Source organism: Flavicella sp. IMCC45668, from assembly GCF_057219105.1.
The window spans coordinates 1,649,277-1,662,558 of record NZ_CM170114.1; the positions used below are offsets into that span (position 1 = coordinate 1,649,277).

Consider the following 13,282-nt stretch of genomic DNA (forward strand, 5'->3'; position numbering starts at 1 on the left):
CTTATTTTATTTTTTATTGAATTTTACTTTTATCGAGTCGTAACCAACTTTTCTTTTGAACTGATCTAAATCTTCAATATTCTCTTTGAAGTCAATTATATCAATCGATTGAACTTTATTCGCTAGTGTTTTTAATAAAATATTCATGATTTGTCGTGCATGAGTTGCCCCCAAACAATTATGATGACTGAAACCAAAAGCCACATGCGGATTTAATTTTCTATCCAAAACAACTTCATTCGGATTTTCAAAAACTTTGGCATCCCTATTCGCTGAAGCCCAGCATAATGAAATTCTTGAATCAGCCTTCACTGCATGTTCACAAACTTCAGTATCTTCAGTAACCACCCTACCCATATGAGTTAATGGAGAAAAATAACGAATCAGTTCCTCTACTGCTTTTCCAGTAATTTCTGGCTCTTCTGCTAATCTTTTTAAAGATTCCTGGTGCTCGGCAAAGTATGCAATTGAATTTGTGATGGCATTGATCACCGTATCTCTACCACCAGAAAATGTTAGGATGATAATTCCTTTAATTTCCTCTCTAGTTAACTTTTTACCATTTACCGTTGCCGCTAATAACATAGAATACAAATCATCACCAGGATTCTGCATCGCCATACAGATTTTACCATCTATATAATCATACAATAGCTTTGCTTTGTCTCCATCTAGATCATTTCCTTCACTTCGAAACACGTGTGTTCCCCAAGAAATCCATAATTCAGATTCTTCATAAGGAATATTCAATAACAACGTCAAGGCCCTAGATTGTAATTTCAAAGAAAAATCTGCAACAACCTCAACTTCATTCATCGTTAAAACCTCATCAACTAAATCATTTATCTGATCAGTCAGTTTATTTATATACCCTTCCTCCAGGGGTCTTTTAAACCAAGGTTCCACTAAGGATCTAAAATCCTTATGCTCTGGTGGATCTACCTCAAAAGGAATTTGTCTTGTATCCCTTATATTTACCTCAGACGGAACTACAATTCTCCCTGGAGTAGCACCTGACTGAAATTTTTTCCAGTTATGTGCACATTTTCGTACGTCTTTCAAACCAAGAACCATTGTAACAGGATCCTCCTGATCATTCATTTTTCCATATCCTTTTTGGATACGCGCCTCTTCAAATGGATCTGGCAATGCACTTTTTTCCATATTTTTAGCTTTAAATTTTTATTTATTTTTTTAAAATCCCATCAAAAAACTCAATGGTCTCTTTAATATGTGTTTCCCAATAAATCCATTCATGTTTCCCTGAATTTTCTTTATAGGTATGTTCAATTTTTGCCTCTATCAACTGCTGATGTAACTTTCTATTTCCTTCTATAAGCTCATCATCCCGTCCACAATCAAATCTAAATGGCGGCAAATTTTCAATGTTTTTCAAAATTGTAGCATATACCGAAATAGCTTCTTTATTTTCTTCTTTATATGCCTCTAAGGGTTCTTCAACAAAAAGTTTCATCTCCTCAAGTACCGTTATGGAAGATAAACCAGACACTCCAGAAAAAAACTGATTGTATTTTATCCCTAACCGTAAAGCACCAAACCCTCCCATGGAGAGACCAGCTATAAAAAATTTAGAAGTATCACTTGCTTGAGGTATCAATTCTTTAACAGCATTTGGAACATCATCCACAATCCATTTTTCAAAATTTGATTGCCTATGTTTTACATAAGCACTCCCATCTCCCCATAAGCCATCAGAAGGCATTGCAATTATCATTGGCTGAATTTCACCTTTCTCTATCCATTCTTTCATTTTTAAATGAATACCTGTTTTGTGAGCCCAAATCCAATGACTACCGTAAACCCCATGCATCAATATAACAACGGGTAGATTCTCTATTTTTTTTCCTTGTGGCACAAAAACTGAAATATCCCCCCTATGATTCAGATGCTTACTTTTTACCGTGATATGACGTAAATTATTCGTTTCAAAACGCGGGTCTGAAATTTCTGTAGTTTTAAAATTCGACATCATCAATTATTCAAAAACTATTACACCTTTCGCATTTTTTCCTGAAAGCATGTCATCAAATGCTTGTTGTAAATTATCTAAGGGATACGTACGTGTAATCATTTCATCTAGCATGATATCTCCTTTTTTATAATGATCAATAATTTTTGGAAAATCCTTTTGTGGGTTGCATTTACCATATAATGGGTTGATGTATTTCTTATCCCATTCAAACAAAGCCATATCAATCAACACTTCTTGTTCAATTCCGCTTACTTGTACTGCAGTTCCTGCATTTCTAACCATGGCCAATGGCGCTGCTCCTAATGCAGGAATCGCAGTGCATTCAAAGGCATAATCTGCCCCTCTGCCATCAGTCATTGCCTTCACTTTCTCAGCAGCTTTCAAAAGTCCCTTATCATTCTTATCTGCTAATATCGTATGTGTAGCTCCAAACTCCACAGCCATATCCAAACGTGTTTGATTGATATCTATGGCTATTATTTTTGAGGCCTTTGACACTTTTATTCCTTGAATAACATTTAAGCCTACTCCACCTGTTCCTAAAACAACGGCAGAAGAACCTTCTGAAACTTTCGCTGTATTCACTGCAGATCCAAAACCTGTCATGACTCCACAACTTACAATACTCGCTGCCGAATAACTCATATCTTGAATAGGGTTTTTAACGACAGCAGATTCTTTCACTAAAGTAAACTCGGATAGCGTTCCAATATTAAAAGAACGTTCAATGGGAGTATCGTTATACTTTGTCCCATCGATATGAGCATGCCCCTCTGTATAACCATTGCCTCCAGCAACTACAGGAGAATTATTCTCACAAATATGTTCATTTTCATGCTCACACTGAAAACATGTTCCACAGGGAGTAGCCCAATTTAAGATTACAGAATCCCCAACTTTAACGGTTTTTACAGAATCTCCAATTGCAGTAACAATCCCAGCTCCCTCATGTCCCATCACTATTGGTTTTCCCCAACTTAAGGAATCATGATCTGTATGACACAGTCCAGCAGCTTTAACAGCTACTAAAACCTCATCTTTTTTAGGATTTCCTACTTCAATATTTTCGATACTAAAACCACCTTTCCCGTTGGCTATAGCTGCTCTACATGTAGTGCTCATATGATACTATTTGTAATTAGTTAATTGATAATTCAAAAATAAAGACATGTTAGAAAGCAAAAAGTACCTATTCTAGCCAAATAGTAATCTATATTGACATACTGTATAAATAAAACAGATAATAACATCATAATTGAGTATTTTTGAAAAAAAACAGATCATGAAAGCCGAATTTGAAAAAATAGCTTCACCTGCTGAAAACTCTTTTAACTCATTTATTTTCAACAATAAAAGGTTTACTGCACCTTGGCATTTCCATCCTGAATTTGAGCTTACGTATATAGTAAAAAGCAAAGGGATTAGGTATGTTGGAAATAGCATACAAAAATTTGAGGAAGGTGATTTTGTATTACTCGGTCCTAATATTCCACATTGCTGGAAAAACACAGATGAAAATGTAACACATGTTCAATCTATTATCTTTCAATGGGATGAAGAATTACTCGGTCAAAACTGGATAGAAAAACAAGAATTCTCAAACATCAAAAAATTATTCTCTAAATCAAAACAAGGAATTAAATTTTCTTCTGATACCTCAGAAAAATTCTCAAAACGTTTATTTGAGTTGTTAGCGCTAGATCCATTTCACAAAATGCTTGGATTTGTAAAGCTGTTAGAGAGTTTAAGTAAAGAGGAAGACCTCGAACTATTATCTTCTTCGAATTTCACTCCCATATTAAATCGAAAGGCCAACAACAGAATTGAGGCAGTTTATCATTTTGTAAGGCATAATTATGATAAAAAAATTAAATTAAGTGATGTTTCTAGTTTAGTGGCGATGACAGACGAAGCTTTTTGCCGGTTTTTCAAAAAAACTTTTAACAAATCGTTTTTCACCTTTGTTAACGAATACAGAATCAATCTAGCCTGTAAATCACTAACTGAGACAACAAAACAGGTCAGCCAAATTGCTTATGACTGCGGATATGAAAGTCTTCCCTTTTTCTATAAACAATTTCAAAAGTTTATGAATTGTTCTCCTTTACATTTTAGAAAAAATCCACACGAATAGTGAATTTTTATCATTCCTCAAGAATTTTGTTCTGTTCAAAAACACATACGTTTCTCAATGAAACCCATATACTAGATAATTTTACCATAGCTTAAAACTCATAAAACAAACCAATTATACTCATGAAAAAAAGTCGTCTAATATTATTATTCCTTGTTGTATTTGGAATAGTACATTGCTATTCTCAAAATCTAACGATACCACCAAAACGCTATGTAGATTCCGTAAAAACAGAAACAGCTGTTTTAAGAAAAACGGATAAACACCCTTTGTCCGATCAAGAGAACTCTGGCAACTGGAAAAAATCTAAAAGTGGCTCTGATGAATTTCAAAAAGGAAAACTAAACACCAATAAATGGTACGCAAACAATCCCAAATGGAAAGGTCGAGCACCAACGTATTTTCATGGTAGCAATGTAAGTTTAGAAAAAGGTGAAGTTGTCATTAGAGTCAATCAACACGGCGATGAAAAACTACCTGAAACCTATACACATTCTACTGGCTTTATTAAAAGCAAACAAAAATTTTTATACGGGTACTTTGAAGCTGAAATTAAACTGATGGATGCCCCGTGGGTCTCCGGTTTTTGGATGACTAATGTAAGTAAAGATTGGTGGACAGAAATTGATATTTGTGAAAATGCCCCTGGTGTTATCTACAACCGTCATGACTTAAATTCAAACATTCATGTGTTTAGAGCTCCTGAGGATAAAGGCAATATCAAAAAACATTTTTCAAGAACAAAAAAATATTACTTTCCTCAAGAATTACAAAAAGACTATCATGTTTGGGGACTTGAATGGACCCCTGAGTTTATTCGGTTTTATATTGATGGTATTTTGTTTAGGGAAGCAAAAAACACACATTGGCATCAACCCCTAGAAATCAACTTCAATTGTGAATCTAACAAGTGGTTTGGAGCACTACCTGATGACAACCGTTTGGATGGAGAATTCCACATTAAATATTTTAGAGTCTGGCAAAAGAAAAATTAAATTAATAAATATGAAAAAAAACGCAGCATTATTATTACTTGCCTTGGTATGCTTATCCGCAACAAGTCAAGAGCTTCCTTTTGGTTTCCCAAATACTGATAGGACAAAAACAAGTTTGAATCAAAATTGGAAGTTTCATTTAGGCGACCCTGATGAAAAATTATATACAAAGAACTTAGATGATTCCAAATGGGAACAAATTAGCGTTCCCCACACATTAAAACTTACCTCCTTAACATTAGATGGACTTCAAGACGAAAAAACACAATTAGTTTTTCATAGAACGGTTGGTTGGTACAGAAAAAACTTAAATATTCAGGAATCAAACAAAAAGGTATTTCTAGAGTTTGAAGGTGCACATCAAGTAACTGATTTATGGATCAATGGTGTTCACGTAGGACAGAATTCTATTGGAGGGTATACACCTTTTCATTTCGATGTTACAGAGTTCGTTCAGAAAGGAAGTATCAACCAAATTACATTATTAGTTGATAATAGAAGAAATGAAATTGTTCCTCCTGATCCTGGTCCATTTGACTATGTTAAATTTAGTGGTCTTTACCGTGATGTATATCTAGTGGAAACAAATCCAGTACATGTTACTTTTAACTGGGAATCATTAAACTCTGGGGTAAACATTACCACCCCTACTATAGACCCTGTGAATAAAAACGCTACTATTGATATCAAAACAGCTGTAAAAAACGAAAACACAAAACCTACTACTGTAAAAATCAGAACACGTATTATTGACAAAGAGCATATCGTTGTTTTAAATTTAGAAAACACACAAGAATTATTACCCGGACAAGAATATCAATTCAACCAAATAGGAAGTTTAGAAGATAATGTAGAACTTTGGGATACTAAAAACCCATATCTGTACCGTGTAAATTCAGTTATTGAAGTAGACGGAAAAGAAGTAGATTTTATCGAAAATAAAATTGGATTAAGAAAATTCGAACAAGACCCAATAAGAGGGTTTCTTTTGAACGGTAAACCAATTAAATTACTAGGTATGAATAGACATCAACAATATCCATATCTAGGGGATGCTGTTCCTAATTCACTTCATTATAAAGATGTTTTACAATTCAAGGAATTTGGCTTTAACATTATTAGAACAGCACATTACCCGCAAGACAATGCTCTTTTGGATGCTTGCGATGAACTTGGAATCTTAGCATATGAAGAAGCTCCAACTTGGATTTCTATTTCTCAAAAAGACGAATGGTGGGACAACGTTGAAAAAGCGGCAAGAACTATGGTAAGAAATCATAGAAATCACCCTTCTATTGTCATGTGGGGAGCAGGTGTGAATCACAGAGGTTACGTCCCAAGAATCCATAACACCATTAAGCAAGAAGACCCAAATAGACTGACAGCCTCACAGGGAGCACGTTGGACTGGTTGGCAAGCCTCTGGGTTAACCGACATCAATGCCAATATGCTTTATGGGCCTTTTATCTGGGACCGAACAGAACCTATATTTGCAATGGAAGGACGCATAGGAGCCAAATCAGTTGCCCCTTATAAAAGAGATCCGTTAATGACTGGGTTAATTGCATGGACCGCACATGCTTATTATACTTTTCATCCAACTCACCCTAAAGCTAACGATTCTATAGATAGAACTAGAAGTGGTTTGATGACCATATTTAGACAGCCCAGACCAGCTGCAGAATGGTACAAATCAGAATTATTAGAGAAACCGTTTATTGACATCAAAGAAGAATGGAATTCCAATACAGAGGAAATTACAGTTTACAGCAATGGAAACGAAGTAGAATTACTATTGAATGGTAAATCAATTGCTAGAGACAAACCAAGTGCAGATACAAGTTATGTTGGATTAGATCACCCTCCATTTATATTTAAAAATATCAAGTACAAAAAAGGTAAACTTACTGCGAAAGCATATTTTGACGATGCATCAAGTTTACAAACATCTAAAAGCACTGCTGGCAAACCTTATGCTATTCAATTAAGAGCAGACATTGAAGGGAGGACTTTTGTTGCAGATCAAACAGATATTTTAATGGTATACGCCACTATTGTTGACAAAAACGGTAATACTGTTACAGATTCTGAGAAAAAGATCACATTTTCTACCAAAGGAGATGCCTCAATTATTGGTGATGATATCGAAATAAATGCAAACCCAATGTTTACAGAATATGGAATTGCTCCGGCATTGGTAAGAGCGGGTTCTAAACCTGGTAAAATTTCCATTTATGCAAAATCAAAAGGTTTGAAATCAGCCAAAATCACAACCTATTCCACAGAAAGCAATGCTAATATCATTTCTAGAGATGCCATAACGGTGTATGATTTTAAAAACGAAAGAGTAGATCTAGGAGCCCCAGATCAATTAACCCAATTCGGATGGAATTTTTGGAATGGAAGTAATGATCAAACAAACTCGTATGAATTCAAATCTTTTGAAAAGGCTAAAATTAGTATTACCTCAGCTCATAAAGAAGGTTTTGTAAAATGGTTGGGAGAAATGAATGTTGTTGGTAAATATGGATTTGCCTATGGCGATGGAGCCATTGGAGTAAGTAAGGAAGGTGTCAATTTGACTTTAGAAAATCTACCAAAAGGAAATTATAAGTTAAAAGTTTGGCATCATGCTCCAAGAACAAATTCTGATTTGATGGACCCTAATAAGGACAAATTAAAATCATTAAACACTTATAAATTACCCTATGAAAAGAACCTAACGATCACTTCTTCATCTTTAGTTGGAGAATCACCAGTCAAAGGAACTGTTACAGAAGGAAAACAAATGCAGTGGGACTTACCAGGAACAAGTACCGTGATAATACAATCAGACGGAAAAAATCCGGTAATAATAAACTACAACGGAACTGAAGGTAAAGGTATTTGGATCAATGCCTTTGAACTTAGTGAATGGAAATAATAACAACTTTAGAAATAAAAAAAGGTCAACCGAATGGTTGACCTTTTTTGTTTATGGATACTTTATTATATTTTTTCTATATAAACATAATAAGCAACATTCTTTTCTCCCTTCTTGTTATAAAAGTTCGCATTCATTTTGGCCTTACCCTGAGTAAGTTCTACAACAAAATCCGCACTCTTATCGTTATCCGAAACTTCAACTTCTCTTTTTACTTGATTTCCTATGTTGATAGATGCCTTAGTATACCCAAGATTTTTTCCTTTTGGTAATTCTCTTTCCAATCCTGGTAAATCTTCTTTAGTAATTGCAGGAACCGTTGTATTTATTAAAAGATTTGCTTCCGCAGGATACCTCGTCAAAGAAACTTTGTATTTCCCTGTTTCTTTAACATCTATACACCAATAACCTTTTCCTTGATCCCCATTTCTAATAGCCACTTGATTCCAAGGTTGATTTCCATTATCTGCATGAATATCATGGCAAGTCAAAGCTATAGGGTTTTCAATATCTAAACCTACTTTAAAATAAATTTCCTTATCAAAATCCACAGATACTTCTTTCCACCACGCTTCATAAAAGGCACGCATTTCAGCTACTTTTTCTGGGTTAGCATCTGCTATGTTATTCTTTTGTCCTTTATCATTTGAAATATTATACAATTCTTTTCCATTGATCAACCTCCATTTGTTTTGCATTACGGCAGAACTCTTCCACTTTTTTGGGTTTTGAATTCTCTGAGAATCCGTAACAAGCATTCTGTCATTTGTAAGCTCAGGATTTTTCAACATTGAAACAATACTTTCTCCAGCAATCTTAAGATGGTCTTTAGGTAAAGAAATTCCACATAGTTCCGCTAAAGTTGGCATAATATCAACAACTCCCGTCAACTCATTAATGTCTGTTGATTTATAGATATTCCCATTTTTCCAATGAATAAAAAATGGAACTCTATGTCCACCTTCATACTGGCTTCCTTTATGACCGCGCATTCCTGAATTAAATCCAGTACTTACTTTTGTCTTCTTGTTATAATACTCACCAGCTGCAGTTCCATTGTCCGTCATAAAAATTAATATCGTATTGTCAGCTACTTTTAATTCTTTTAATGTCTCTCGCAATTTCCCGAAATTATCATCTATATTCGTGATCATTCCATAAAAACGCTTTTGCTTCTCCTGCAAAACATCACCAGGTAAATCTTTATACATATTATAGTATTCAAGAGGTACATTATACGGACCGTGCGGCGCATTTGGAGCTATATAACAAAAGAATGGATTTTCTTTATTCTTTTTGATAAACTCAATAGCTTCCCCAAAAAAGACATCCGTGCAATATCCTTTATACTGGACTGGTTTACCGTCCTTGAAATATACATCATCAAAATAAGTGTTATTCCAAAAATCTGGAGTTTGTTGGACACCACCACCTCCATGCATCACTGTATTTTGAAACCCTCTATGTTCAGGTCTAAATGGATAGTTATCCCCCATGTGCCATTTTCCAAAGCCACCTGTTACGTATCCACCTTCTGAGAACATATCTGCTAAAGTTTTTTCTTGCTCTCTCAATAAGGACCAACCTCCAATCGTATGCCATACACCAGTGCTATTTGCATATCTACCTGTCATTAAAGCAGATCTTGTTGGTGCACATGTAGGTCCAACATGAAAATCAGTTAAATGATAACTTTCTCCATGAAAAGCATCTAAATTTGGGGTTTTAATAATTTTATTTCCATGCACTCCCAAATCTCCATATCCCTGATCATCAGTAATCACTAAAATCACATTAGGTTTTTCAGGGTTATCTGATTTTTTAACTTTGTTAGATGTGCAACTCCCGAGTGCAGCAACAAGTACAATTGCTAATTTTACTATTCTCATATTCTTATTTAATATTGTTCCATTGATTGTAATTCAGGAGAACCACCTCTATGCCCGCAGCCAGAAGCCACATAAATATGCTTATTAAAAACAAATGCTCCTGTCCCATGTCTACCTTGAAGTAAGGAAGGATAACTTCTCCATGTATTATTTTTAGTATTCAACGCCTCTACCTCAGCATGTGCCAAATCTTGTGTAGCCGATTCACCACCCATCACCAAAACCTCGTCTTTAAAGGCTAGTGCCATATTACCGGCTCTTTGCGTAGGTAAATTCTCTTTCAGGGTCGACCATTTCATCAAATTCATGTCAAACACATCGACTTCAGCAATTGTTTCTGAAAAAGTTTTTTTAGGTGCCTTCGATAATCGACCGGCCAAAGAATAGATTTTATTGTTCAAATAGACCGCCTGAAAATGATCTCTTGCTCTAGGTGCATCTGGTAGAATCTTCCAATTTCCGCTAACTAAATCAAAGCTATCAAACCATTTTTGATGACCACCTCTATGTCCATCTACAATTCCACAAGTAATATAAACCGTACTTCCTTTCAAAGCATTTCCAGTAGAACCTCTTCTTCTTTCAACAGGGATTTCAGAAGATTTATGCCATGAATCCTTAATTGTATTATAATAATACACATGTGACACAGGAGTTTCTCCCGGGTATTTACCTGTCATAGCCCCTATGATATAAACTTTATTTCCAAACACCACAGGTTGAAAATGATGGAACTCCATAGGAGGTTTAGTCCCTTTTGACCATGTTTTAGTTGTTGTGTCAAAAATACTAACCGGTCTAATTCCTCTGCCACCTAACAAATAAAATTTTGTCCCCACATTTACAAAAGCTGCTTCATGTCTTTGAATCGGCTCAGATCCATCTGAAGATAAAACAGCCATCCATTGAGTAGTATCTTTTGGTTTATCTTTCGTAGGTAAGCCAGTACATCCCGTCAAGAACATGACACTAACCCCGATACATAAAAGCTTTTTATAAAAATTCATCTTTAATTAATAGAAAATTTAGAAATTACAGAAGTGGATGTATTTCCAATTTCGTCTCTTGTTACTACCTTCCAATAATAGGTTTTACCAGCAGATAAATTTTGAACCAATTCAGAATCGGTAATAGCATCTCCCACCTTCGTTGTCGGAGTTTCATTCTCGTCTAAATAAACATCATAATTTAAAATATCATTATCTGCATCACTCCCTTCCCAAGTTAATGTTACCGAAGTATTTGTTAGTATTGCTTCAAACTCTGGACTTATTAATTTAGCAGGAAATGGGACATAATTGACTTCTCCATCCCCCGATAGGTAAAATTGCCAAACATCGCTTTTCGCGGTAGCTTCGGAAGAGCTTGAACTAGACACTACACACCATGAATAAGGAGTTTCTCTTGTCAAGGTTATTTCTCTACTATCTATTGAAGTAGTTTCAGATAATTCTTCATTTGTATCCAAGTTTTTATAATAAACTCTATAGCTCGTTGTATTAGCAGATTTATTCCAATCAAACAAAACGGTTGCTCTTGTCTCAGATTCAATAGAACCTGGTTCACAAGCCTCATTATTTAATGGATATACTAAAACCGCTGGTTCTGGTACGGGTGCAGGAGCAGGATCATCTTTAGAACAAGATGCTATAATAACACACAGAACTAAGGTAACTATTCCGACTTGGTTTTTCAATAATTTCATTTTCAAAAGTTTAATTTGGTTTTAAGTAGTAAAGTTATAAATAGATTGCATATGAACAACATATCAATACCTTGATTCAGTATAACATATGGTTTTGACCACTGCCCATCGCGTACTTTTTACTGAATTAAAACTGAACTTCATTATTTCAAATTCTAAACTCCTTGTTATTTCAATTAAAAATAAAATTTTAATGTTCTTCTTTATTTTTTTTAGAATAACGTTTTTTACTCATGGTATAAGTCGATTTTTTTCTTTCAAACTCCCACTTTTTTTGTCCTTTAATGCAGTTTGGAATATGCGGATCTAACCAACCTGGCTCAATGTTTTCAGCATCCCATTTTTTGTATTCTTTTTCTAATTCTTTTACAATATCTGGATAAAGATCCGCAATATCATGTCGTTCATACGAATCAGCTTTTAAATTAAATAAAAGTGTTTTCTCTTTGGAGGCACTTTTATACAATTTATAATCACCTTTTCTAACAGCATATTCATAACCGCCAACAGACCTCCAGAATAATAAATCATGAGGCTTATCTAATTTTTGCTCACTTACATATGGTAACAAACTAACTCCATCTAATTGTTTTCTTTGCTTCGGATCCTCTCCAATAGCATCCAAAAAAGTAGGAAATAAATCTAAGGAACTTACCATGTTTGAATATACTTGATTTCCTTTTAATCCTTCAGGCCATCTGATGAAAAATGGAACTTTGATTCCACCTTCAAACAACATTCCTTTATACCCCCTGTTTGGACGATTATCCGCAAATTCACCACGACCTCCGTTATCACTTAAATAGACTAAAATCGTGTTCTCTTTAATCCCTTTTGCAACAAGAGTTGAATCTATTCTTCCCACGTTATAATCCACTGCATTCACCATAGCACCATAAACACTTCTTCCACCATACTCAATATGCTTTGTGTTATCCAAGTATTTTTCGGTGGCATGATTTGGACCGTGGGGAGCATTGTATGCTAGATACATAAAAAAAGGCTTGTCATTTTTTTCATTAATAAAACGAATTGCTTCATCTGTAAAATCATCCGTTAGATAAGATAATTCCTCTTGCGGCACCTCAACTCCATTTCTAAAAATAGTTTGTAAAGGTCCGTTTGATATTCCCCAATAATTCATACCTCCTCCAGGAAAACCAAACCAATGGTCAAAACCTTGTTTAGGAGGGTGTAAATCAGGATGATCTCCTACATGCCATTTTCCGATAGCACTTGTTCTATATCCTTTTTCTTTTAATGCTTCGGAAATCATCACTTCAGACAAAGGAGTTCCTACCGTTTCATCATTCACGGTATTATAAGGCATATTACAATCATGCCCAAAACGAGCTTGAAACCTACCTGTTAAAAGTCCTGCTCTTGAAGGACTGCAATAAGGATGTGAAACATAACCATTAGAAAAAATCACACCTTCACTTGCAATTGCATCCAGATTTGGAGTTGGAATATCGGTTCCGCCATTAAAACCAACATCAGCCCAACCTTGATCATCTGTGAGGACCACAATAATATTGGGTTTCTGAGAAGTTTTATGAGACTTATTTTTATTCTCTTTAGACTCACAACTTAAAAGTACGAGTCCAGTAATCATACCAAATACAATATTTTTATACATCTGA

General features: G+C 34.9%; 10 protein-coding genes. 3 read left to right on the forward strand and 7 right to left on the reverse strand.

Annotated features, from left to right (window positions below):
- Nucleotides 1–6: 6 nt before the first annotated feature.
- Genes AC2DZ0_RS06990 through AC2DZ0_RS07000 form a run of 3 tightly spaced genes read right to left on the reverse strand, consistent with a single transcriptional unit; the run spans nucleotide 7 to nucleotide 3,115 of the window.
- Nucleotides 7–1,164, reverse strand: a complete 1,158-nt coding sequence (locus AC2DZ0_RS06990; RefSeq protein WP_484644585.1) for a cytochrome P450 — start codon at nucleotides 1,162–1,164, stop codon at nucleotides 7–9.
- A gap of 22 nt (nucleotides 1,165–1,186) precedes the next feature.
- Nucleotides 1,187–1,990, reverse strand: coding sequence for an alpha/beta hydrolase (locus tag AC2DZ0_RS06995; protein ID WP_484644587.1), 804 nt, complete (start codon nucleotides 1,988–1,990; stop codon nucleotides 1,187–1,189).
- Between the two features lie 6 nt (nucleotides 1,991–1,996).
- Entirely contained in the window at nucleotides 1,997–3,115 is a 1,119-nt protein-coding gene (locus AC2DZ0_RS07000; RefSeq protein WP_484644589.1) for a Zn-dependent alcohol dehydrogenase, read from the reverse strand.
- A 160-nt stretch (nucleotides 3,116–3,275) separates the two neighbouring features.
- Between AC2DZ0_RS07000 and AC2DZ0_RS07005 the strand changes: the two genes are divergently transcribed.
- The 3 genes from AC2DZ0_RS07005 to AC2DZ0_RS07015 all read left to right on the forward strand — a co-directional run bounded on the left by AC2DZ0_RS07005 (nucleotide 3,276) and on the right by AC2DZ0_RS07015 (nucleotide 8,045).
- A complete protein-coding gene (locus AC2DZ0_RS07005; protein ID WP_484644590.1) occupies nucleotides 3,276–4,127 on the forward strand; it encodes an AraC family transcriptional regulator in 852 nt (283 codons plus the stop codon).
- Between the two features lie 122 nt (nucleotides 4,128–4,249).
- Entirely contained in the window at nucleotides 4,250–5,122 is an 873-nt protein-coding gene (locus AC2DZ0_RS07010; protein ID WP_484644592.1) for a family 16 glycosylhydrolase, read from the forward strand.
- 10 nt (nucleotides 5,123–5,132) lie between these two features.
- Nucleotides 5,133–8,045 carry a glycoside hydrolase family 2 protein gene (locus AC2DZ0_RS07015; RefSeq protein ID WP_484644594.1) on the forward strand — a complete coding sequence of 971 codons (2,913 nt, stop codon included), beginning with the start codon at nucleotides 5,133–5,135 and terminating at the stop codon, nucleotides 8,043–8,045.
- A gap of 65 nt (nucleotides 8,046–8,110) precedes the next feature.
- Here the strand turns inward: AC2DZ0_RS07015 and AC2DZ0_RS07020 are convergent, their stop codons facing one another.
- The 4 genes from AC2DZ0_RS07020 to AC2DZ0_RS07035 all read right to left on the reverse strand — a co-directional run bounded on the left by AC2DZ0_RS07020 (nucleotide 8,111) and on the right by AC2DZ0_RS07035 (nucleotide 13,278).
- Nucleotides 8,111–9,934: an arylsulfatase gene (locus tag AC2DZ0_RS07020; RefSeq protein ID WP_484644596.1), complete on the reverse strand. Its 1,824-nt coding sequence runs from the start codon at nucleotides 9,932–9,934 to the stop codon at nucleotides 8,111–8,113.
- An 8-nt stretch (nucleotides 9,935–9,942) separates the two neighbouring features.
- Nucleotides 9,943–10,941: a Kelch repeat-containing protein gene (locus tag AC2DZ0_RS07025; RefSeq protein ID WP_484644598.1), complete on the reverse strand. Its 999-nt coding sequence runs from the start codon at nucleotides 10,939–10,941 to the stop codon at nucleotides 9,943–9,945.
- 2 nt (nucleotides 10,942–10,943) lie between these two features.
- Complete coding sequence (locus AC2DZ0_RS07030; protein WP_484644599.1) at nucleotides 10,944–11,639, reverse strand: fibronectin type III domain-containing protein; 696 nt, start codon at nucleotides 11,637–11,639, stop codon at nucleotides 10,944–10,946.
- A 190-nt stretch (nucleotides 11,640–11,829) separates the two neighbouring features.
- Nucleotides 11,830–13,278: a sulfatase-like hydrolase/transferase gene (locus AC2DZ0_RS07035; protein WP_484644600.1), complete on the reverse strand. Its 1,449-nt coding sequence runs from the start codon at nucleotides 13,276–13,278 to the stop codon at nucleotides 11,830–11,832.
- Nucleotides 13,279–13,282: the final 4 nt, after the last annotated feature.

Bases quoted from the DNA above. Each gene is read 5' to 3' on its own strand.
- AC2DZ0_RS06990 (WP_484644585.1), bottom strand. From the start codon at position 1,164: ATGGAAAAAAGTGCATTGCCAGATCCATTTGAAGAGGCGCGTATCCAA.
- AC2DZ0_RS06995 (WP_484644587.1), bottom strand. From the start codon at position 1,990: ATGTCGAATTTTAAAACTACAGAAATTTCAGACCCGCGTTTTGAAACG.
- AC2DZ0_RS07000 (WP_484644589.1), bottom strand. From the start codon at position 3,115: ATGAGCACTACATGTAGAGCAGCTATAGCCAACGGGAAAGGTGGTTTT.
- AC2DZ0_RS07005 (WP_484644590.1), top strand. From the start codon at position 3,276: ATGAAAGCCGAATTTGAAAAAATAGCTTCACCTGCTGAAAACTCTTTT.
- AC2DZ0_RS07010 (WP_484644592.1), top strand. From the start codon at position 4,250: ATGAAAAAAAGTCGTCTAATATTATTATTCCTTGTTGTATTTGGAATA.
- AC2DZ0_RS07015 (WP_484644594.1), top strand. From the start codon at position 5,133: ATGAAAAAAAACGCAGCATTATTATTACTTGCCTTGGTATGCTTATCC.
- AC2DZ0_RS07020 (WP_484644596.1), bottom strand. From the start codon at position 9,934: ATGAGAATAGTAAAATTAGCAATTGTACTTGTTGCTGCACTCGGGAGT.
- AC2DZ0_RS07025 (WP_484644598.1), bottom strand. From the start codon at position 10,941: ATGAATTTTTATAAAAAGCTTTTATGTATCGGGGTTAGTGTCATGTTC.
- AC2DZ0_RS07030 (WP_484644599.1), bottom strand. From the start codon at position 11,639: ATGAAATTATTGAAAAACCAAGTCGGAATAGTTACCTTAGTTCTGTGT.
- AC2DZ0_RS07035 (WP_484644600.1), bottom strand. From the start codon at position 13,278: ATGTATAAAAATATTGTATTTGGTATGATTACTGGACTCGTACTTTTA.